We start from the raw sequence: 21,755 nt of genomic DNA, 5'->3' as shown, positions 1-21,755 counted from the left end.
CTTCGGGTTGCCCCTGCACGGTGGTTGTTGCCTGCTTCAATGACTGCGTTACTGCACTTCGTCTTGCCTTACTGCTTGCTGTTCTGACTGCCTCACTGCTCTACCACCGGCACCGCGCTCAGAACTCGCCGCGGAACCAGTTCTTCAACTTGTTGAACATGCTGCCGGCGCGCCCGGTGGGCAGCGACGGACGCCGTGGGTGTTCGATCTGGCTGCCCATCAGCAGCAGGCCGACGCCGGTGGCATGCACGGGATTGCCGACCACTTCGCCCAGGCCGGTGACGTGCTGCGGAATGCCCACGCGTACCGGCATCTGCAGCATTTCCTCGGCCAGCTCGACCACACCTTCCATCTTCGAAGCACCGCCGCTGAGCACCAGCCCGGCGCGGACCATTTCCTCGAAGCCCGAGCGGCGCAGTTCGGCCTGCACCATCTCGAAAATTTCCTCGTAGCGGCCCTGCACTGCCTGCGCCAGCGAATGACGCGGCATGCGACGCGGCGGGCGGTCGCCAACCGACGGCACCTGGATGCTTTCTTCGGCCGTTGCCAGCTGTGCCAGCGCACAGGCGTAACGCACCTTGATCTGCTCCGCTTCCGGGGTCGGCGTGCGCAGCATGTGGGCGATGTCGTTGGTAACGTGGTCACCGGCAATCGGCAGCGATGCGGTGTGGCAGATCGCGCCCTGGATGAACACCGCGATGTCGGTGGTACCGGCGCCGATGTCGACCATCACCACGCCCAGCTCGCGCTCATCGGCGGTCAGCACCGCTACGCTTGAGGCCAGCGAGGACAGCACCAGATCATCCACCTGCAGGCCGCAGCGCTGGACGCACTTGCTGACGTTGGCGGCGGCCGACTGTGCACACACCACCAGGTGGGCATGCACTTCCAGGCGCACGCCGGTCATGCCGACCGGGTTGCGGATGCCTTCCTGCGAATCGTCCAGCACGTATTCGCGCGGGATCGCATGCAGGATCTTCTGGTCGGCGGGGATGGCAACGGCCTTGGCCGCTTCCAGCACGCGATCCAGATCGCCCCAGCTCACTTCGCCTTCGCGGATCGGGGTGATGCCCTGCGAGTTGCGGCACTGCACGTGGTTGCCGGAAATCGAGGCGTACACCGAGCGGATCTCGCAGCCGGCCATCAGCTCGGCTTCTTCGATGGCGCGCTGGATCGACTGCACGGTGGATTCGATATCCACCACCACGCCGCGCTTGAGACCGCGCGACTCGTGCGAGCCGATGCCGATGACCTCGATCGGACTGCCCGGCGAATACTCGCCAACCAGCGCCACCACCTTGGAGGTGCCGATGTCCAGGCCAACGATCAGTGATTTGTCTCCCTTGCGATTCATGTCCTGTCCTGCGTCTGCTTTGTTGCCGGCGGCGGGGTTCCCCAGCTCAGCGTGAAACCATTGGTATAGCGGAGGTCGGCGCGCACGATTGGCACCTGGGTACGGGTCAGCTGTGGCAATACGCGCACGAAGCGGCCCAGGCGTGAGCGTGCATCGTTGCGACCAATGACTACTTCGGTGCCGTTGTCCAACGCCAGCGACCAGCTGCCGCGCGCGTCCATCGCCACTTTCTGCACGTCCACACCGGCCGGTGCGAACAGTGCGCGTGAATCGTTGTACAGCTCGACCACTTCAGTGGTCATGCCATCGGGGCCATCAAGTTCGGGCAGCGGCGCGTTCTCCAGCCCGTGCGGCACCGCGAACAAGCGGCCCTGCTCGGACAGCAAGCGGTCCTTGCCCCAACGTGCGAACGGGCGGTGCTCGACGATGGTCACTTCCAGCACATCCGGCCATTGCTTGCGGACCTGGGCGCTCTCCACCCATGGCAGTTTTTCCACTGCCGCCTGCGCGTCCTGCAACTTCACCGCGAAGAAGCCCGAGCGTGCATATGGCAGCAAGGCTTTCTGCAACTCTTCGGCCGGCACGCGCTTGAACTCGCCGTGCACACGCAGCTTGGCCAGCGGCCAGCGCTCGGCACCAACCCAGCCATTGACCACCGCAACCACCGGCAGCACCACCAGGGCGATGGCCAGCAGCCAGGCGAGCATGCGCAGGATGGCATTCATCGTGCGCCCTCCCCGGCAGCGCGGCCGCACGCGACCGCCGCAGCCCGCAGTGCGGTTGCGTGGGTACGGCGTAGCGGCAGCGCGGCAAGCATCATTCGCCCTTGGACTCCTGGAAGCCGTCGGTGACCACCTGCTGGACAACGGCGCCGATGTCGCCGGCACCCATCATCAACAGCAGATCGCCGTCCTGCAGTACGTCCGGCAGCACCGAGGCCAGATCGGCCGAATGGCTCACCACCACCGGCTCGCTGCGGCCGCGCGCGCGGATGGCACGTGCCAGCGACTTGGAATCGGCACCGGGAATCGGCGCTTCGCCGGCCGGGTAGACCTCGCTCAACACCAGCGCGTCCACTTCCGACAACACGGCGGCGAAGGCATCGAACTGATCGCGGGTACGGCTGTAACGGTGCGGCTGGAAGGCCACTACCAGGCGCTTGTCCGGCCAGCCGCCACGGGCAGCGGCGAACACCGCCTCCAGCTCGCGCGGGTGGTGGCCGTAGTCGTCGATCACGCGCACCTTGGCGCCCTTGTGGGTGGTGACTTCGCCCAGGTCGTTGAAGCGACGGCCAACGCCTTCGAACTTCTCCAGCGCAGCGGCAATGTCTTGCGGTGCCACGCCCAGCTGCCAGGCAACCGCAGCGGCGGCCAGCGCATTGAGCACATTGTGCTTGCCCGGCAGCGCCAGCGTCACCGGCACGCTGCTGCCTTCCGGCAAACGCAGGGTGAAGCGCATGCGCGGGCCATCCTGCACCACGTCTTCAGCGCGCACGTCGGCATTGCTGCTCAGGCCGTAGCTCATCACGTGCCGCGGGGTCTTGGCAGCCAGCGCAGCCACTTCCGGATCATCGATGCACAGCACGGCCAAGCCGTAGAACGGCAGGCGCTGCAGGAACTCGGCGAACGCTGCCTGCACGCGGGCAAAATCGTTGCCGTAGTTTTCCAGATGGTCGGCATCGATATTGGTGATCACCGCCACCAACGGATTCAGGCGCAGGAAGCTGCCATCGCTTTCGTCGGCCTCGGCTACCAACCACTCGCCACCGCCAAGCTTGGCGTTGGCACCGGCCGCCAGCAACTGGCCACCGATCACGAAGGTCGGGTCCAACTTGCCTTCGCTCAGGATCGCAGCGGTCAGCGAGGTGGTGGTGGTCTTGCCGTGGGTACCGGCGACGGCGATGCCGCGACGGAAACGCATCAGCTCGGCCAGCATCGCCGCGCGCGGCATGATCGGAATGCGCTGGCTGCGCGCTTCCATCAGCTCGGGGTTGTCTTCGCGGATGGCGCTGGAAACCACGATGCAATCGGTGCCCAGCACGTTGGCGGCGGAATGACCGCGCATGACGCGCGCACCCAGCCGTGCCAGACGGCGCGTTGCAGCGTTGTCAGCGTTGTCAGAACCGGAGACTTCATAGCCCAGGGTCAGCATCACTTCGGCGATGCCGCTCATGCCGGTGCCGCCGATACCGACGAAATGCACGCGCGGGAACGCGCGGACCAGGTCGGTGGTGTCGTTGAGGCGGCGGATCATGCCTGGCCTCCGGTGTGGCTGGCGCGGGTGCGCGATGCCGTGTTCATGCTGCTTCCTCAAGAATGATGTCTGCGATGCGTTCGGCCGCATCGACCTTGGCCAACCCACGCGCGGCTTGCGCCATCTGCATGCGGTGGCCGGGATTGTTTGCCAGCGTGCGCAGCACGCCTTCCAGGTTGATCGCCAGTGCATCGTCCTGCTTGAGCAGTTCGGCAGCGCCGCGTTCAACCAGATATTCGGCATTGCGGGTCTGGTGGTCATCGACTGCGGCGGCGAACGGCACCAGCACGCTGCCGATACCCACCGCGCACAACTCGGCCAGGGTCGACGCGCCGGAACGGCACACCACCAGATCAGCCCAACTGTAGGCGGCGGCCATGTCCTTGATGAACATGTCGACGCGGCCTTCCACACCTGCGCCGCGATAGGCCTGCAGTGCTTCTTCGTGCAGCTTCTCGCCGCACTGGTGCCAGACTTCGATGGCGACGCTGTCACCCAGCGCGGCCAAAGCCTTGGGCATGGCGTTGTTCAGTGCACGTGCGCCCTGGCTGCCGCCCAGCACCAGCACCCGCATCGGGCCGCTACGACCGGCCAGACGCTGTTCCGGCGCTGCCAATGCGGCGATTTCAGCGCGCACTGGATTGCCGACCACTTCTTCCTTGCCGCCGGCGAAGCTGCCCGGGAAGCCGCTCAGCACGCGCCGCGCAAAGCGCGACAGAATGCGGTTGGTCATGCCCGGCGCGCGGTTCTGTTCGTGCACCAGCAGCGGCAAGCCGTGCAGGCGTGCGGCGATGCCGCCTGGACCGGATGCAAAACCGCCAAACGCGACGACGGCACGCGGCTGGCGATCACGCAGCACGTAGCCAGCGCCACGGATCGCACGCAGCACACGCATCGGTGCACCCAGCAAGGCCAGCTTGCCCTTGCCGCGCAGGCCGGAGATGGCCAGCGTATCGACATGGATATCGTGCTGCGGCACCAATCGGGTTTCCATCGCACCGTCGGCGCCCAGCCAGGTGACCGGGATGCCACGCTCGCGCAACACCTTGGCCACGGCCAGACCCGGGAAAATATGACCGCCGGTTCCGCCGGCCATGATCATCACCGGACGCAGGTCCTGCTTGGTGTTCGGGCCGGCCATCAGGCGATCCTCCCGAAGGTCGGCTCGACCCGCTGTTGCATGCGGCTGGTGCCGCGCGCGGCACTGCTCTGCATGGCAGCGGCAACTGCGGTAGCGGTTTCGCTGCGCGGCTCGGCCGGTTCGCTCTCGTGCGCTTCGGCCACATCCAGCTCGGCGCCGTCGAGGTCCTCGCGTACTTCCTGGCGGCGCACCGCACGGTTGTATTCATAGGACACGCGCAGCAGCAGGCCCATCGCCACGCAGGTCATCATCACGCTGGAGCCGCCGGAAGAAATCAGCGGCAAGGTCAGGCCCTTGGTCGGCAGCATGCCCAGGTTGACGCCGATCGAGACGAAGGTCTGCAGGCTGATCCACAGCGCAATGCCGAAGGCGATATACCCGGCAAAGTGGCGGCGCATTTCAATGCAGCGCATGCCCAGCCAGAACGCACGGCCGACCAGCAACACGTACAGGCTGATGATGCCGCACACACCCAGGAAACCCAGCTCCTCGGCAATCACCGAGAAGATGAAGTCGGTATGCGACTCAGGCAGATAGTTGAGCTTCTGGATCGAGGCCCCCAGACCAACGCCGGTCCACTCGCCACGGCCGATGGCCATCAACGCGTTGGACAGCTGGTAACCCGAGCCCAGCTGGTCCTGCCACGGATCCATGAACGAGGTCACGCGGCGCATGCGGTAGGGCTCGAAGATCACCAGCGCGATCAGGCCCGGCAACAGCAGCAGCACCGGCAGGATGATGCGGGTGATCTGCGCGCCGCCCAGCACCAGCATGCAGGTGGTGATGCCCAGCAGCAGCATCGAGGAACCAAAGTCAGGCTGCAGCAGCAGCAGCACAACCAGCACGCCGACCACGCCGACCGGCTTGAGCATGGCCTGCCAGGTGGCATTGACCTCGTCGCGGAAGCGCACCAGATAGCTGGACAACCAGACGATGTACAGCACCTTGACCGCTTCCACGGTCTGGAACTTGGAGAAGCCCAGGTTGATCCAGCGCTGCGCGCCGTTGACGCTGCTGCCCAGGCCCGGGATGAACACCACGATCAGCAGCGCGAAGCAGCCCAGCAACAGCAGCTGGTTGTACTTCTCGATTTCCTTCAGCTCCACCCGCATCGTCACCGCGGCCAGGACCACGCCGATGGCGATGAAGATCAGATGGCGGGTGAGGTAATAGAACGGACTCTGCGTCAGCGCGATGGAGCTGGAAGCCACCATCACGATCCCGATCGAAGCCAGCGCCACGGCGGCGCCGAGCAGCCACTTGTCGTAGCTGCCACCAATGGCTTCAAGTCGGGTTGCCTGACGCGAGTAGTCGTCCATCACCGTACCTTCAGGGTTGCCAGGCCGATCAGCACCAGCACCACCGAGATGATCCAGAAGCGCACGATCACGCGCGGCTCCGGCCAGCCCTTCAGTTCAAAGTGGTGATGGATCGGCGCCATGCGGAACACGCGCTTGCCGGTGAGCTTGAACGAGGCCACCTGGATCATCACCGACAGGGTTTCGATCACGAACACGCCGCCCATGATCACCAGCACCAGTTCCTGGCGCACGATCACCGCGATGGTGCCCAGCACCGCACCCAGCGCCAGCGCGCCGACGTCGCCCATGAAGACCATGGCCGGATAGGTGTTGAACCAGAGGAAGCCCAGGCCCGCGCCGGCAATCGCCGCACAGATGATGACCAGTTCACCGGCACCGGGAATCTGCGGGATCTGCAGGTAGCTGGAGAACACCGCATTGCCCGAGGCATAGGCGAACACACCCAGCGCACAGGCCACCAGCACCGTCGGCATGATTGCCAGACCATCCAGACCGTCGGTCAGGTTGACCGCGTTGGAGAAGCCGACAATCCAGAAGTAGGCAATGGCGACGAAGCTGATGCCTGCCAGCGGCAGCGCGATCGACTTGAACATCGGGATGTAGAAGGTGAGCTCGGCCGGCACCACCGCAGTCTTGTACAGGAAGATGCCTGCGGCCAGGCCGAAGATCGACTGCAGCGCGTACTTCCAACGCGACTTCAGGCCGTTCGGGTCGCGCTTGGCAATCTTCAACCAGTCGTCGTACCAGCCGATGGCGCCGAAGCACAGCATCACCACCAGCACCAGCCACACATAGCGGTTGCGCAGGTCACCCCACAGCAGCACCGACACCAGCACGGTGGTCAGGATCAAGCCGCCACCCATGGTCGGCGTACCGGCCTTGGAGAAATGCGACTGCGGGCCGTCCTTGCGGATCGGCTGACCGCCCTTGAGCTGGGCCAGGCGACGGATCGCCATCGGCCCCAACCACAGCGACAGCGACAACGCGGTCAGCGCAGCGAGGATGCCGCGGAAAGTGATGTAGTTGAACAACCGGAACAGGCCGTCCAACTGCTGTAGCCAACGGGCCAATTCAAGCAACATGTGTAGTGTCCTCGCCGCGCTTCAACAGCGCAGTCACGATCTTGTCCATGGCGCTGCCGCGCGAGCCTTTGACCAGGCAACGCACGCCAGCATGAAGTTCGGTTTCCAGTGCGGCAGCCAGCGCGGCGTGCGAGTCGAAGTGACGCCCGCCTTCGCCGAAGGCCGCCGCTGCCGCTGCGCTCAGCGGGCCCAGCGCGTACAGCCGCTTGAGGCCGGCTTCGCGCGCACGCAGGCCGGCCTGCGCATGCAGCGCCTGCGCGTCCGGGCCCAGCTCGCGCATGTCACCCAGCACCAGCCAACCTTCGCCCTTGCCCGCTGCCAGCGCGGTGATCGCCGCAGCCAGTGAACCCGGGTTGGCGTTGTAGCTGTCGTCGATCAACACCGCGCCGTTGTCCAGCGCGTGGGCTACCTGGCGGCCTGCAACCGGGCGCGCCTGCGCCAGGCCTTCGACCACCAACGGCAGCGCAATGCCAGCCGCCAGCGCCATCGCTGCAGCAGCCAATGCGTTGAGCACGTTGTGCCGACCCGGCAACTGCAGCGTCACCTCGGTCTGGCCTTGCGGCGCATGCAACTGGAAGCGTGAACCGGCCTCGTCCAGCACGATGCCGGTAGCAGTCACATCGGCGCTGACTTCCAGGCCGAAGCGGACCACTTGATGGCCACCTGCGCGCGCAGCAAAGTAAGGGGAGAAAGCATCGTCGGCGTTGATCACCGCAACACCACCATCGCGCAGGTCGTCGTAGACGGCTGCCTTGGTATTGGCGATCTCCAGCAGGCTGCCCATGCGCTCCAGATGTGCTGGTGCGACATTGTTGACGATGGCCACATCCGGTGCGGCGATGGCGGTCAGGTAGGCGATGTCACCCGGCTTGCCGGTGCCCATCTCGTAGATGGCGAAATCGGCATCTTCCGGCGCATCGATCACCGCCAGCGGCAGGCCGATCTCGTTGTTGCGGTTGCCCGGCGTGGCATATACATGCTGGCCGGCAACCGCAGCAGCATGCTGCAGGATCGCCAACAGCAGGTTTTTCACGCTGGTCTTGCCGTTGCTGCCGGTGATGGCGAACACGCGGGTGGCGCGCTGCTGCTGCATCGCGGCGGCAATCTTCGCAAGCGCCAGCTCGGTGTTGGCAACCACGATCTGCGGCACTTCCAACGGCAACAGGCGCTCGACCAGCAACGCGCTGGCGCCCTGCTCGACCGCGCTGGCGGCAAACTCATGGCCGTCGAAGCGCTCACCGCGCAGGGCGACGTACAGGCTGCCGGCGGCCAAGCTGCGGCTGTCATTGCTTACCGCATCGATGCTGACGTCGTCGCCGTGGATCTCGGCACCGGCCCAATGGGCGATCAGCGACAGGGGCGCACGCTTCACTGGCGCACCTCCGCGTTCGTGGAGCGGCGCGCCTGCAGCGCGCGCGATGCCACATCGGTGTCATCGAAAGGATGTTTGATACCTGCAATCTCCTGGTAGGGCTCATGGCCCTTGCCGGCGATCAACACGATGTCGCCGGGACCTGCGTGGGTGACGGCCGCGCTGATTGCGCTGGCCCGGTCACGCTGCACGTTGACCTGCGACGGATCGGCAAATCCGGCCATGATGTCGGCGACGATCACGTCGCCATTCTCGCCGCGCGGATTGTCGTCAGTAACGAACACCACGTCGGCCAATTCTTCGGCAATGGCCGCCATCTGCGGGCGCTTGCCGGTATCACGCTCGCCACCGCAACCGAACACGCACAGCAGGCGGCCATCGAGGTGACCGTGCAGGCTGCGCAGCGCCTGTTCCAATGCGTCGGGGGTGTGGGCGTAGTCGATCACCACCGTGGGTTCGCCATGGCCACCGAGGCGGTTCATGCGGCCACGGATCGGCTGCAGCTGGCCCAGCACCTTGGCGATGTTGGCGCTGGACTCGCCCAGGCCATGCAGCGCACCGGCCACAGCCAGCAGGTTGTCGACATTGAAGCGGCCCAGCAGCGGCGAGCGCAGCGCGTGGCGCTCATCACCGATGACCAGATCGAAGCCCAGGCCCTGCCCGTCCAGCACCAGCTTCTCGGCGCGGATGACAGCGCCGGCCTGGCCGGTCGAGCTCAGGCCGATTGCCTGCACGTCGGCGGCCAGCGTGGTGATCAGCTCACGGCCGAAGGCATCGTCAAGATTGATCGCCGCCGCCTTCAAGCCCGGACGATGGAACAGCTTGGCCTTGGCCGCGCCGTAGGCCTCCATGTCACCGTGATAGTCGAGATGATCACGGGTGAGGTTGGTGAACACCGCCACGTCGTAATGCACGGCATCGACGCGGCCCTGATCCAAGGCGTGCGAACTCACTTCCATCGCCACTGCCTTGGCACCGGCATCGCGAAGCTGCGCCAGCACTTCGTGCATCTGCAGTACCAGCGGCGTGGTGAAGCCGGTCGGCACAACGGCGCCGTACAGGCCAACGCCCAGCGTGCCGATCGAGCCGCTGACCGTCCCCAGCAACTGCCAGGCCTGGCCGAGCAGCTGCACGGTCGAGGTTTTGCCGTTGGTGCCGGTGACGCCAACCATGGTCATCGCCCGCGACGGCTGGCCGTGGAACTGGTCGGCCATCGCGCCCATGCGCGTGCGCAGGCCGGGCACGGCGATGGCATCAGCCGGTGCCGGCAGCTCCGCCGGTGCCGGCGGATCAAACAGGATCGCGGCAGCGCCGGCGGCCTTCGCCTGCTCGACGAAGCCCAGTCCATGCGCACCAAAACCGGCGATTGCGACAAACGCATCACCGGCGCGGACATGCCGTGAATCCAATACCAGGCCACCGATCTGCGGGTCCTGTGACAGGGCCAGATCCGGCAGCAGCTGTGACAACTTCATTGTGTGGCTCACTGGCGCACCTCCGTGGCGGCAGGCGTCGGAGCGACGGCCGTCGGCAGTGCGGCATCAAATTCGGCCGCGGCATTGGGCGCCTCGTCCGGGTCCTGCGGAATCGGCAACGGCGCCAGGTTGCTGCCCGGCTTGCCACCCACCTTGCCTGCGGCCTGCGCCGCCAGCCAGGACTGGATGTCGTCCGGCGGCACGTCCATCAAACGCAGCGTGCCTTCCATCACGTGATGGAACACCGGCGCGGACACCAGACCGCCGTACTGCAGCGAACCCTGCGGATCGTTGACCACGATCACCGCGGCAAAGCGCGGATTGGTCGCCGGCACCAGGCCAGCGAACAGCAAGTTGTAATGGCCGCGCTCGTAGCCGTTGGGGCCGTTCTTGCGCGCGGTGCCGGTCTTGCCGGCGACGTGGTAACCCAGGATCGCCGCCTGTTTGGCGCCGCCGTTGGTGACCACGGTTTCCATCATCCGCACCACTTCGCGCGCAACTTCCGGATCAACGACCTGACGCGCTTCATTGCGCTGGCCCTTGATGAAAGTAGGCTGGATGACCTGGCCGCCATTGCCCAGCGCCGAGTACGCCTGCGCGATCTGCAGCGGCGTAACCGACAGGCCGTAGCCATAGGACATGGTGGTCTTGGTGGTGCCGTACCAGCTCGGGCTGCCCGGCCGCGCGACCACGCCGGCGGATTCGCCTGGGAAGCCGCTGTGCGGGGCCACGCCATAGCCAAAGCCACGCACCGAGTCGTAGAAAGTCTGGTCCGGAATGCGCGCCACGATCTTGGCCGCGCCGATGTTCGAACTGCGGGTGATCACGCCAGTGACATTGAGCACGCCGTTGTTACGCGGCACGTCGCGGATGGTGTAGCGGCCCAGCGACATGTAACCCGGGTTGGTGTCGATGACCGTATCGGGAGTGACCACATGGTTCTGCAGCGCCGTGGCAATGGTCAGCGGCTTCATCGTCGAGCCGGGCTCGACCAGATCGGTGACCGCACGGTTGCGGCGGGTGTCCGGGGTGGCGCCGCTGACCGAATTCGGGTTGTAGGTCGGCAGGTTGGCCATGGCCATCACTTCGCCGGTGGCCACATCCATGATCACGATGGAACCGCCGGCGGCCTTGTTGGTGGTGACCGCATTGCGCAGCTCGCGCATCGCCAGGAACTGGATGCGGCGGTCAATGCTCAGGGTCAGGTCCTTGCCCGGCTCGGCAGGACGCACCAGGTCGATGCTCTCGACGATGGCGCCCTTGCGGTCGCGGATGACCTTCTTGGCGCCGGGCTTGCCGCGCAGCCATTCGTCGAAGGCCAGCTCCAGCCCTTCCTGGCCGAGATCATCGATATTGGTGAAGCCCAGCACATGCGCCATCGCCTCACCCTGCGGGTAATAGCGACGGAACTCGCGCTGCGCGAACACGCCGGGGATCTTCATCGCCACCACCTGCTCGGCCACATCCGGATTGATCCGGCGGCGCAGGTACATGAATTCCTTGTCGGCCTTCTGGGTCAGCTTGGTGGTCAGCTCATCCACCGGCAGCGACAGCGCGCGCGCCAGCTCCGGGATACGCTCCGGCGTACGCAGCAGTTCCTGCGGGTTGACCCAGATCGAAGCCACCGGCGTGGACACCGCCACCGGCTCGCCATTGCGGTCGGTGATCATGCCGCGCGAGGTCGGGATCGGCACATCGCGCAGGAAGCGGGCCTCGCCTTCGCGCTGGTAGAAATCGTTGTTGATCAACTGCACATAGGCCGCACGGCCGACCAGCGTGACCGCACACAGACCCAGCCCCACGCCGACCATCAGCATGCGGTTGCGCAGATTGAACTGCGTACGGGTACGGTTGCGGCCGGGCTTGGTCATGGCCGGATCACCACGATGTCAGTGGCTTCGGGGAACTTCATGCCCAACCGGCCACGCGCTTCCTGGTCCACGCGCGTGGCCTGGGCCAGGGTCGCCTGCTCAAGCTGCAGGCGGCCAAACTCGATGTTGATCTCGTCGCGTGCATGCTCAAGCTTGGACAGCTCGACAAACAGCTGGCGATGGCGGTGGCGCATGAACACCACGCCGATGGCCGAGGCAATCGTGCACGCCAGCAGGACGATCAACAGCAGGCGGCTCATCCAGCCACCTCGCGCTTCTGTGCCACCCGCAGCACCGCACTGCGCGAACGCGGGTTCATCGCCAGCTCGTCGTCATCGGCCTTGATGGCACCGCCAATCAGATCCAGCGTCGGCACGAAGGCCTGCAGTTCCGGCAGCCGACGATTGGTCGGCGGCGCCTTGGCATGGCGGTTCATGAACTGCTTGACGATGCGGTCTTCCAGCGAATGGAAGCTGATCACCGCCAGCCGGCCACCGGGCTTGAGCCGCGCCATCGCCGCATCCAGGCCGGCTTCAAGGTCGGCCAGTTCGCGGTTGATGTGGATGCGGATGGCCTGGAAGCTGCGTGTGGCCGGATGGATCTTGTCCTTGCCACGCGGCATCACCGAAGCAATCAGCTCGGCCAGTTCAGCGGTACGCGTGAACGGCTGCTTGTCGCGACGGGCAACGATGGCACGGGCAATGCGGCGGCTCTGGCGTTCATCGCCATAGGTGAACAGCACATCGGCGATCTCGCGATCTTCGGCGCGGTTCAACCACTGTGCAGCGCTCTCGCCCGAGTCCGGGTCCATGCGCATGTCCAGCGGGCCGTCCTTGCCGAAGCTGAAACCACGCTCGGCCACGTCGAGCTGGGGCGAAGACACGCCCAGGTCGAACAGAACACCGTCCAGACCGTCAGCGGTTTCGCTCCAATCCAGCAGATCGGCAAAGCTGCCGCGATAGATGGCGACACGGCCGTCCGGCGCGAAGTCGCGCTCGGCCACGGCAATGGCTTCGGGGTCCTTGTCCATCACCAGCAAGCGCCCGTCCGGGCCAAGCTGGCGCAGCACGCCGCCAGCGTGACCGCCACGACCGAACGTGCCATCCAGATAAGTACCGTTTTCGATCACCCTCAGGCCGTCAAGGACCTGGGCGTACAGCACCGGCAGGTGAGCCGCCGGCGGCTGCGACACCGTTGGGTGACCGGCCTGCGCTTCACCGCGCACCCGGGCACCCCGGCTCACAACTTCAGATCGAGAAGCCCATCGCCCAGATCCTCGTCAGACAACGTCTGCTGGATCAGTGCGCGATGCGCTTGCTCGCTCCACAATTCAAACTTTTCACCCATGCCCATCAGCACTGCTTTCTTCTCGATGCCCACCGCACTGCGGTGACTGGACGGCAGGCTGATACGGCCATTGCCATCCAGTTCCAGATGGGCGGCCGAGCCGACAAGCTTCTGCTGCAGGGTGCGCACTACGCGCTGGGTATTGGGCTTTGCCATTACGTCGTCCCGCACCCGCTCCCACTCCTGCTCTGAATACAACCACAGGCAACCGGCTTCGAAGGGGTTGTAGGTCAGCACCAGGCGGTTGCCACTCGCACGCGCAACAAGGTCGCGGTAGGCGGTTGGCACCGCCATGCGTCCCTTGTCATCAACCGTGATGGCAGTCTCACCCTGGAACACGCCTATGGCACCCTTCGTCCGTTTTGCTTGGGAAGTCATTGAACCACGAAAAACCACAAAAAACCCGGTTTTCCCTCTGATGCCCACCTTAGCAGCGAGCTTAGGGTTGTCAACAACTTTCAGCGCACAAAATCGCCTGTCGCATCAATGGTTTGCGCCAATGTTTAGAGAGTTGTTCAAGGTTTATCCACAAGTTACTGTTTCGTCTCAAATTTTGAGATTCGTATGAAATTCAGTGGTGTAGAGGCGGCGTGAAAACGGGCCCCCAACCCAGCCGCCATTCAGGCACTGATAGCTGGCGGCCGCGCAAAACGGCACACTTGCTGCATGTGTCTGGTCGCCATCGCCTGGAAAGCCCACCCGCATTGGCGCCTGCTCATGGCGGGCAACCGTGACGAATTCCACGCCCGCCCCACCGCAGCCCTCGGGCACTGGCCTGCGCCACAGGAGCAGTTGATCGCCGGCCGCGACCTGCGCTCGGGCGGCAGCTGGATGGGAGTGAACCTGCACGGACAGGCCGCCGTGGTAACCAACGTGCGCGATCCAACGGCGGCAGCAGGCGGACCCTCGCGCGGCGAACTGATCGCCGGCTACCTGGCTGGCCGACAGTCCGCCACGGACTATGCCGACCACTTGGTCAGCAAGGCTCCGGCGTTTGCACCGTTCAATCTATTGGTGGCGGACGCGGAAAACTGCAGCTACCTCAGCAACCATCCACAGGCCAGACGCGACCTGACGCCGGGCGTGCATGGCATGTCCAACGGCGCCCTGGACGCACCCTGGCCCAAGACCCGCCGCTTGATGGGCGTGCTTGAGAATTGGCTGGCCACAGGGAATGACGGCCTGGAACCGCTTTGGGCTGCGCTGGCCGATGAGCAGCAGGCCGCGGACGCACAACTACCTGCTACCGGTGTTCCGCTGGCGTTGGAACGACGCTTGTCGAGCGCGTTCATACGCGGAACCGACTACGGCACCCGCGCCAGCACCATCGTGGCGATCGGCACGGATGGAGGGGGATTCATCCACGAGCGCCGTTTCGGGCCGGATGGCGTGTACCTGGGGGAGACGCGTGTGGAGATTGGAAAAGAAGGCTTGGGCTCCTAACCCCCTCCCTTTGGCCGAAGAGGGTTGGGGAGGGGTGAGTTTGATCTTGCTTTGGCTTTGGCTTTAGCCCACAGCCAAAGCAAGATCAAAAGCTCCCCCCATCCGCCCTCCGGGCACCTTCCCCCGCAAGCGGGAGAAGGGAAAGAGAACAGCAAGGCTGGAGCCACAACCAAAGCCCAAGCCACAGCCACAGCCAAAGCCAAAGCCAAAGCCAAAGCCACAGCCAAAGCCAAAGCCACAGCCAAAGCCAAAGCCAAAGCCAAAGCCACAGCCACAGCCACAGCCAAAGCCAAAGCCAAAGCCAAAGCCACAGCCACAGCCAAAGCCACAGCCACAGCCAAAGCCAAAGCCAAAGCCACAGCCACAGCCAAAGCCAAAGCCAGGGCCAGGCGCAGCAAAAGCCATAGCCGCACTTCTCCCAGCCACGATGCGCAGCGAGCCAAGCAAAAAATCCGAAGAGCAACAGCCCCCTTTAGTAAAGGGGGCGCGCCGACAGGCGCGGGGAATTGGAGGACAGAGGCCTGGGGCCCAAAGTTTTGCTCCGCAAAACTTTGGGGCTTTTTCTGCCCGACGGGCAGAAAAAGCGGCGGAGCCGGCCGATAAGCCGGGTTTTGTCGTGGACAGTCATTCCTCTAGGCGCTACGTCACCGTAACGCTCAAGCAACCTACCCGGACCCGACGCGGGCCACGCCATTAGGTCCCTATTTGGTCTTGCTCCAGGTGGGGTTTGCCGTGCCGGTCTGTTGCCAGACTCGCGGTGCGCTCTTACCGCACCATTTCACCCTTACCACGCGCCCGAAGGCCGTTCGGCGGTATCTTCCTGTTGCACTTTCCGTCGGCTTGCGCCGCCCAGGCGTTACCTGGCACCTTGCCCTGTGGAGCCCGGACTTTCCTCGGCATTCCCGAAGGAATGACGCGACTGTCTGGCCGACTCCGCCGCGCGTATTGTCGCACGTCCAGCCCGCCACTGGCCGAACATTTCATTCAGCCGCAGGCATCCGGTAACGCAAGGGCTGCACTCCTGCAGTGGTGAACGAGAGCAGCCAGCCGTCGTGCAGGATGTCGATCTGCTGGAAGTCCGCATGCGCATCGCTGTCGCGCAATTGCCGCGACAACTCCTCCAGCGCCGCCACCGCCCAACTCCGCAATACGGCTGGATCCGCGTCCTCGACGAAGGCCACCGCCGGCAACGGCCAGTTGTCGTACAGCAACAACACATTGCGCGGCTGGCGGGCAAAGGCCGGCTTGTGCAGCACCTGGCGTTTTTTCTCCACCGCCCAGCGCATCACTTCCACCCACAGCCGTTCCGGCTCGTCACCGGCCCAAGGGCTGCCTTCGTAGGTGTCCGCCAGCAATTGCCGCAGCAACGGGCTGTCCCACTCATTGCGCGTTTCTCCGCCACGCGGGTCCGGCACCGGCCGCACCCAGCCGGAATTGATCCCGTTCAACTTGGCCTGCAACTGCTTGAAGGCCTCCGGCACCACTTCCATGCATTCCAGTCCGATCCGCCCGCTGCCCGTGTCGACCATGAAATCCGGGCTCTCGCGCTTGCTCACCCGCACCGGGTAATCCAGCTGCGAGGCCCAGACGGTCAACCAGCGCACCATCATCCAGCGCTCGCGCTGGGTCTTGATCTCGGCACCGGAGCCACCGGCCAGCGGTTGCTCGCGCAGGTCCAGCTGCGCGCGCAGGCTGGCGGCGTCGGCCGCCGCCCACATCGCCTCAGTCGTTGCTGCCCTGTCCATACAAAGCCTTGCGCGGCGCACCGCTCAGTTCAGCCGCCAGTTTGGCAGCGGTGGAAGGCGGCAGGTGCTCGTTCAATTTGGCGTACAACCGCCGCCCCTCGGCAATCTTCGCTTCTTCGTCGTCGCCCGCGCCCTGCACCATCACCACGAACTCGCCCTTGCGCTGGTTGTCATCGGCCAGCACCTTGGCCAGCAGCTGGTCCAGGTTGCCATCAAGCACGGTCTCGAACAGTTTGGTCAGTTCCCGCGCCACCACCGCCGGCCGGTCGCCGCCAAAAGCGCCCGCCATGTCGGCCAGCGACTCGGCAATGCGGTGCGAGGATTCGTAGAACACCAGGGTGCCGGTTTCGGCCGCCAACTTGTTCAGGCGCTCGCGCCGGGCCGCGCCCTTGGCCGGCAGGAAGCCTTCGAACACGAAGCGATCACTGGGCAAACCGGCCACGCTCAAGGCGGCAATTGCCGCGCAGGCGCCTGGGATTGGGCTGACTTTCACCCCCGCCGCACGCGCGGCACGCACCAGACGAAACCCCGGATCACTGACAAGTGGCGTACCGGCATCGCTGACCACCGCCAGCGACTCACCGCCCAGCAGGCGCGCCACCACCCGCTCAGCCATGGCTTCTTCGTTATGGTCGTGCAGGGCGACCAGCGGTTTACTGATGCCGAAATGCGACAGCAACTGACCGGTATGACGGGTGTCCTCGGCGCAGATGGCAGCCACCGAACGCAGCACCTCCTGTGCCCGCGGGCTCAGATCGCCAAGGTTGCCGATCGGCGTGGCAACGACATACAAGGTGGCAGCAGCAGTACTCATCATCGGTATTTCCGTGGGCCAAGGGTAGAATCCTACCGTTTCCCCCGCCCGGCACTGCCGCGCCCTGTCGAACGGACCTTAAATGAACAAGCCAGTCGCACGGATTTCCGCCCTGTCATTGTCGATGCTGCTGTTCGTCGGCTGCGCCACCACCAGCGTTGCTCCGACCAGCTCACCCGCCCAGCAGGCGGCCATCACCCTGCTTGAGCAGGGCAAACCGCGCGAAGCCGCGCAGCAACTGGAAGCCCAGGCCGCGCTGGTCCGCGGTGCCGGCAAAAGCCTGTTGCTGGCCGATGCCGCCTTTGCCTGGCACGAAGCCGGTGACAGCGCCCGTGCGCGCATGCTGATGGCACAGGTACAGCCGCGCCAGCTGTCCGGCGCCACCCGCTTGCGCTTCAACCTGCTGCAGGCAGAGCTGGCACTCAGCGACAAGCAGCCGGCCAACGTATTGCAGGTGCTGACCGAAAACCCGGGCACGCTGCCGGCGCCGCTGCAGGCGCGCTGGTACCTGGCCCGCGCACAGGCGCTGGAAACCACCGGCGATGCCTTCAGCGCCGCAGCCGAACGCGCCCGCGCCGGCACCCTGCTCAGCGGCAGCGAGCGCAATGACAACCAGCGCGCCATCACCCGCCTGCTGGCCGGCTTGAATGATGCCACCCTCAGCAGCCGCGCCGCCGCCCTGCCGGTTGGCGATCCGCTTTACAACCATGCCGGGCGCGCCATGATCGGCCGCGGCCTGCCGCTGCCGCGCCCGTTCGACCGCGATACCGCCGCGCAGCTGGACACCAGCAAGCGCCCGGCCGCCGATGCCGATGGCTACCGCCCGCCCGTGAAGATGGCAGTACTGCTGCCGCTCAGCGGCAATCTTGCCGCCGCAGGCGCCTCGGTCCGTGACGGCCTGCTGGCCGGTTACTACGGTGAAAGCCGCCGCCGCCCATCTATCGACTTCATCGATACCAAGGGCAATGCCAGTGGCGCCGGTGCGGCCTATGACAAGGCCGTCGCCAGCGGCGTGGATTTCATCGTCGGCCCGCTGGGTCGCGATGAAGTGGATGCCCTGTTCCACCGCAGCGAGCTGCCGGTGCCCCTGCTGGCCTTGAACCGCGGCAAGGATGCACCGCCGCCGGGCAATGCCGCTTTCTCGCTGGCACCGGAAGACGATGGCCTGATGGCCGCTGAATACCTGCTCAGCCGCGAACGCCGCAATGTGCTGGTGATCGCCAGCAATGACGATGCCGGCCGGCGCTCCAGCAACGCCTTCAAGGAACGCTTCAGCGAGCGCGGCGGCAAGGTCGCGGCCACCATCAGTGTCAGCGAAGCCCCTGCCGACATCACCGCACAGCTGCGCCAGGCCGGCAGCGTCGATGCCATCCTGCTCGCCGTCAAAGGCAACCAGGCGCGTGCTCTGGCGCCGCAGCTCGCTCTCGCTGGCCTGAGCGCAGTCAGCCGCGTCGGCACCTCGCAGCTGACCGCAGGGACTGGCAAGGCCGAAGAAGATGCCGCGCTCGATGGTATCGCCTTCCCGACCGATGCCTGGAGCAGCCGTGGTGTTGCCGGCTTGCCGGCCGCTGCCGCGGTCGCCACCACCCTGCCCACCGCACGCGGCGGCGCCGGGCGCCTGTTCGCCTTCGGCTACGACGCCTGGAAGATCACGGCCTACATGGAGAAGCTGGCCACCAGCACCGGTGGCGGCCTCAGCGGCGCTACCGGCACGCTGCATCTGGACGGCTTCGGCAATGTGCTGCGTACACCGGCATGGTCCACCTTCAGTGCCGGCCGCCCGGTTGCCATTGGTGATGGTCGCTGAGCAGCACCAACGCGGCGCAGCGGTGGAAGCCGCTGCCCGCGTGCTGCTTGAGCAAGCCGGCCTGCGTTGGCGCGCCGGCAATGTGCGCTTTCGCGGCGGCGAGCTGGACCTGGTGATGCACGACCCCATCGCCGCCAGCCTAGTGTTTGTCGAAGTGCGCTATCGCCGCTCGGCACTTTTTGGCGGCGGCGCGGCGTCGGTTGATCTGGGCAAGCGCCGCAAGCTGGTCCGTGCGGCCCAGCTGTATTTGAGCCAACACCCCGCGCTGGCCAACAGCCCCTGCCGCTTCGATGTGGTCGAAGCCAGCGGCGAACCGCCACGCCTGAACTGGATACGCGACGCGTTCCGCGCCGACGACTGCTGATGCCAAGCATATTCACCCACGCCGCCATTCCACTTGCACTGTGGTGCGCCAGCGAGCGCGGACGTATTTCCACGCGCCTGCTTGGTGCAGGCGTTGTCGCGGCGATGCTGCCCGATGCCGATGTATTGGCCTTCGCCCTGCATATTCCCTATGCCGATGACTTTGGCCATCGCGGCGCCAGCCACTCATTGCTGTTCGCCATGTTGCTGGCGGCCTTGGCCCTTCCCTTTGCCAGGGCCTTGCAGGCAAGCCGCATCCAGGCAGCGGCCTTCGTGTTCATCTGCGCCGTGTCGCATCCCTTGCTGGATGCGCTGACTTCCGGCGGCCTCGGCGTCGCGCTGTGGTGGCCGTGGAGCGACCAGCGCCTGTTCGCGCCGTGGCGGCCCATCCGCGTCTCACCGTTCGCCAATAGTTTCTTCAGCGCACGCGGCCTGCAGACCGTTCTTTCGGAACTGCGCTGGGTGTGGCTCCCGCTGCTGATCGGCGTCACCGGCTGGCGCCTGATCCAGCACCGCACCCCCGCATCATCGACACCGCCATGAACTCACTGCCTGCTGCGTTTGCACACACCCTGTCACAGCTGCTGGGCGATGACTGGCGCACCGATCCCCACAGCCTGCAGGCGCACGCCCAGGACAACTCCTGGCGACATGCGCTGCCGCAGGGGGTGGCGATGCCACGCACCCGCGAACAGGTGCAGGCCATCGTCCGCGCCTGCCGCCAGCACGGCGTGCCGCTGGTCGGCCGTGGCACCGGCACCGGCACCACCGGCGCCGCCGTGCCCACCGCTGGCGGCATCGTGCTGTCGTTCGCACATATGAACCGCATCGTCGCCATCCGGCCCGGGGATCGCTGTGCGGTGGTCGAACCCGGCGTGCTCAACGGCGACCTGCAGCAGGCATTGATGCCGCATGGGTTGTTCTGGCCGCCGGATCCGTCCAGCGCGGACATCTGCAGCATCGGCGGCAATCTGGCCTGCAATGCTGGCGGGCCGCGCGCGGTGAAGTACGGCACCAGCCGCGACAACGTGCTTGGGCTGGTGGCGGTCACCGGCACTGGTGAACTGATTCAATGCGGCGGCCCCTACACCAAGGATTCCACCGGCTACGACCTCACCCATCTGCTGGTCGGCAGTGAAGGCACGCTGGCGCTGATCGTCGAAGCCACGCTCAAACTGACGCCGCGCCCGCGCAGCCAGGCCGGCCTGCGCGTGCTGTACCGCGATGCCGAAGCGGCAGCGGCAGCGGTATCACGGGTGATGGCGCAGCCGGTAACACCCACCACCTTGGAATTCATGGACGCGCGCAGCCTGCAGCTGCTGCGTCACAACGGCGCGCAGGTGCCCGAGGCCGGCGCGATGTTGTTGATCGACGCTGATGGCGACGACGACACCCTGCCCTATCTGCTCAATGCGCTGGCCGAAGCTGCCGAAGGCGATGGCATGTTGGCGCTGGACGTGGCCACCGATGGCAGCGCGCGCGACAAGCTGTGGGCGGCACGGCGTGCCTTGTCGCCGGCGTTGAAAACCATCGCGCCGGGCAAGATCAACGAAGACGTGGTGGTACCGGTATCGCAGATTCCAGCACTGGTTGAGGGCGTGCAGCAGCTGTCGGCGCAGGCACAGCTGCCGATCGTCACCTTTGGCCATGCCGGCAACGGCAACCTGCACGTCAATATTCTGTACCACCCCGACGATGCCGACGAGAACGCGCGCGCACATGCAGCGCTGCCGAAGGTATTTGCACTGGCCCTGCAACTGGGCGGCACCTTGTCCGGCGAACACGGCATTGGCCTGGCCAAGCGCGATTTCATGACGCAGGCGTTTTCGACTGGAACCTTGGCGACGATGCGCGCGATCAAGCAGGCACTGGACCCGGACGGCATTCTAAATCCCGGCAAAGTGTTGCCGGAGGCGTAGCAGGACGGTCGGCCGTAGTGCCGAGCCATGCTCGGCAGAGGCCATGCAAGCGTTACGTCGGGCAGCGCAATAGCTTCGTGGCTTATGCCGCTCCTACAACCGCAGCAAATCGATTCACCTGCGGCAACACCGGGCATGCGTTTGTGTGTAGGAGCGGCATAAGCCGCGAGGCTGGCAGCAGGTCGGTGCCGGACAGAACTGCAATCTGATGCTGCAGTGGCTTCGCGGCTTACGCCGCTCCCACAATCGCTTCAAAGCAGTTCACCTCCGGCAACGCCGACAATGCATTTGCTTGTGGGAGCGGTGTAAACCGCGAAGCTGGCGATGTGCGAGGCCGTGCAAGACTGCGATCTGCGGATCTATCGGCTTCGCGGCTTACGCCGCTCCTACAATCGCTGCAAAGCGCTTCACCTGCAACAACACCGGGCGTGCATTTGTGTGTAGGAG

The 21,755-nt window shown here is 65.5% G+C and carries 19 protein-coding genes and 1 other RNA gene; 5 read left to right on the top strand and 15 right to left on the bottom strand.

From position 1 onward, the window contains the following. Positions 1–118: 118 nt before the first annotated feature. The 12 genes from ftsA to mraZ all read right to left on the bottom strand — a co-directional run bounded on the left by ftsA (position 119) and on the right by mraZ (position 13,595). Positions 119–1,354, bottom strand: a complete 1,236-nt coding sequence (gene ftsA / locus ABE493_RS16765; RefSeq protein WP_057627474.1) for a cell division protein FtsA — start codon at positions 1,352–1,354, stop codon at positions 119–121. Then, the gene (locus tag ABE493_RS16760) at positions 1,351–2,079 is read right to left on the bottom strand and encodes a cell division protein FtsQ/DivIB (protein WP_346500028.1); all 729 of its coding nucleotides are present in this window, start codon (positions 2,077–2,079) and stop codon (positions 1,351–1,353) included. The genes ftsA and ABE493_RS16760 overlap by 4 nt, the downstream gene beginning before the upstream one ends. 91 nt (positions 2,080–2,170) lie before the next feature. Further along, entirely contained in the window at positions 2,171–3,607 is a 1,437-nt protein-coding gene (gene murC, locus ABE493_RS16755) for a UDP-N-acetylmuramate--L-alanine ligase (RefSeq protein WP_062169282.1), read from the bottom strand. A gap of 43 nt (positions 3,608–3,650) precedes the next feature. Then, on the bottom strand, positions 3,651–4,748 hold the full coding sequence (murG, locus tag ABE493_RS16750) for an undecaprenyldiphospho-muramoylpentapeptide beta-N-acetylglucosaminyltransferase (RefSeq protein WP_346500025.1): 1,098 nt from the start codon (positions 4,746–4,748) through the stop codon (positions 3,651–3,653). Then, entirely contained in the window at positions 4,748–6,067 is a 1,320-nt protein-coding gene (gene ftsW / locus ABE493_RS16745) for a putative lipid II flippase FtsW (RefSeq protein WP_346500023.1), read from the bottom strand. Before ftsW ends, murG begins: the two co-directional genes overlap by 1 nt. Then, on the bottom strand, positions 6,067–7,152 hold the full coding sequence (gene mraY / locus ABE493_RS16740; protein WP_057627465.1) for a phospho-N-acetylmuramoyl-pentapeptide-transferase: 1,086 nt from the start codon (positions 7,150–7,152) through the stop codon (positions 6,067–6,069). Before mraY ends, ftsW begins: the two co-directional genes overlap by 1 nt. After that, positions 7,142–8,524 carry a UDP-N-acetylmuramoyl-tripeptide--D-alanyl-D-alanine ligase gene (locus ABE493_RS16735; RefSeq protein ID WP_346500020.1) on the bottom strand — a complete coding sequence of 461 codons (1,383 nt, stop codon included), beginning with the start codon at positions 8,522–8,524 and terminating at the stop codon, positions 7,142–7,144. The genes mraY and ABE493_RS16735 overlap by 11 nt, the downstream gene beginning before the upstream one ends. Continuing rightward, the gene (locus tag ABE493_RS16730; RefSeq protein WP_346500018.1) at positions 8,521–9,999 is read right to left on the bottom strand and encodes a UDP-N-acetylmuramoyl-L-alanyl-D-glutamate--2,6-diaminopimelate ligase; all 1,479 of its coding nucleotides are present in this window, start codon (positions 9,997–9,999) and stop codon (positions 8,521–8,523) included. Before ABE493_RS16730 ends, ABE493_RS16735 begins: the two co-directional genes overlap by 4 nt. An 8-nt stretch (positions 10,000–10,007) precedes the next feature. Beyond that, on the bottom strand, positions 10,008–11,870 hold the full coding sequence (locus ABE493_RS16725) for a peptidoglycan D,D-transpeptidase FtsI family protein (RefSeq protein ID WP_346500016.1): 1,863 nt from the start codon (positions 11,868–11,870) through the stop codon (positions 10,008–10,010). Further along, positions 11,867–12,130: a cell division protein FtsL gene (gene ftsL, locus ABE493_RS16720; RefSeq protein WP_057627457.1), complete on the bottom strand. Its 264-nt coding sequence runs from the start codon at positions 12,128–12,130 to the stop codon at positions 11,867–11,869. Before ftsL ends, ABE493_RS16725 begins: the two co-directional genes overlap by 4 nt. Continuing rightward, on the bottom strand, positions 12,127–13,095 hold the full coding sequence (gene rsmH / locus ABE493_RS16715) for a 16S rRNA (cytosine(1402)-N(4))-methyltransferase RsmH (RefSeq protein ID WP_346500048.1): 969 nt from the start codon (positions 13,093–13,095) through the stop codon (positions 12,127–12,129). The genes ftsL and rsmH overlap by 4 nt, the downstream gene beginning before the upstream one ends. Positions 13,096–13,109: 14 nt before the next feature. Next, positions 13,110–13,595 (bottom strand): division/cell wall cluster transcriptional repressor MraZ, encoded by a 486-nt coding sequence (mraZ, locus tag ABE493_RS16710; RefSeq protein WP_346500013.1) that lies wholly within the window; start codon positions 13,593–13,595, stop codon positions 13,110–13,112. A gap of 288 nt (positions 13,596–13,883) precedes the next feature. On the opposite strand from mraZ, the gene ABE493_RS16705 reads away from it, so the two are divergent. Continuing rightward, positions 13,884–14,660 (top strand): NRDE family protein, encoded by a 777-nt coding sequence (locus ABE493_RS16705; protein WP_346500011.1) that lies wholly within the window; start codon positions 13,884–13,886, stop codon positions 14,658–14,660. Between the two features lie 584 nt (positions 14,661–15,244). Here ABE493_RS16705 and rnpB read toward each other — a convergent pair. The 3 genes from rnpB to rsmI form a co-directional block, all read right to left on the bottom strand. Then, positions 15,245–15,595: RNase P RNA component class A (gene rnpB / locus ABE493_RS16700), an RNA gene on the bottom strand. 45 nt (positions 15,596–15,640) lie between these two features. Next, positions 15,641–16,405, bottom strand: a complete 765-nt coding sequence (locus ABE493_RS16695) for a hypothetical protein (RefSeq protein ID WP_346500009.1) — start codon at positions 16,403–16,405, stop codon at positions 15,641–15,643. Further along, entirely contained in the window at positions 16,383–17,219 is an 837-nt protein-coding gene (gene rsmI / locus ABE493_RS16690) for a 16S rRNA (cytidine(1402)-2'-O)-methyltransferase (protein WP_346500007.1), read from the bottom strand. Before rsmI ends, ABE493_RS16695 begins: the two co-directional genes overlap by 23 nt. 82 nt (positions 17,220–17,301) lie before the next feature. Here rsmI and ABE493_RS16685 point away from each other — a divergent pair, with 82 nt between their 5' ends. The 4 genes from ABE493_RS16685 to ABE493_RS16670 are packed head-to-tail and all read left to right on the top strand — an operon-like array spanning position 17,302 to position 21,308. Next, on the top strand, positions 17,302–19,026 hold the full coding sequence (locus ABE493_RS16685; RefSeq protein ID WP_346500005.1) for a penicillin-binding protein activator: 1,725 nt from the start codon (positions 17,302–17,304) through the stop codon (positions 19,024–19,026). Further along, a complete protein-coding gene (locus ABE493_RS16680; RefSeq protein ID WP_346500046.1) occupies positions 19,016–19,390 on the top strand; it encodes a YraN family protein in 375 nt (124 codons plus the stop codon). Before ABE493_RS16685 ends, ABE493_RS16680 begins: the two co-directional genes overlap by 11 nt. Next, complete coding sequence (locus tag ABE493_RS16675) at positions 19,390–19,932, top strand: metal-dependent hydrolase (protein ID WP_346500003.1); 543 nt, start codon at positions 19,390–19,392, stop codon at positions 19,930–19,932. The genes ABE493_RS16680 and ABE493_RS16675 overlap by 1 nt, the downstream gene beginning before the upstream one ends. After that, positions 19,929–21,308, top strand: coding sequence for an FAD-binding oxidoreductase (locus ABE493_RS16670; protein ID WP_346500001.1), 1,380 nt, complete (start codon positions 19,929–19,931; stop codon positions 21,306–21,308). Before ABE493_RS16675 ends, ABE493_RS16670 begins: the two co-directional genes overlap by 4 nt. The last annotated feature ends 447 nt before the right edge of the window (positions 21,309–21,755 follow it).

Source organism: Stenotrophomonas terrae, from assembly GCF_039674165.1.
GTDB lineage: Bacteria > Pseudomonadota > Gammaproteobacteria > Xanthomonadales > Xanthomonadaceae > Stenotrophomonas > Stenotrophomonas terrae_A.
The sequence above is the reverse complement of the archived record's forward strand: the minus strand, read 5'-3'. Positions and strand labels throughout refer to the sequence as shown.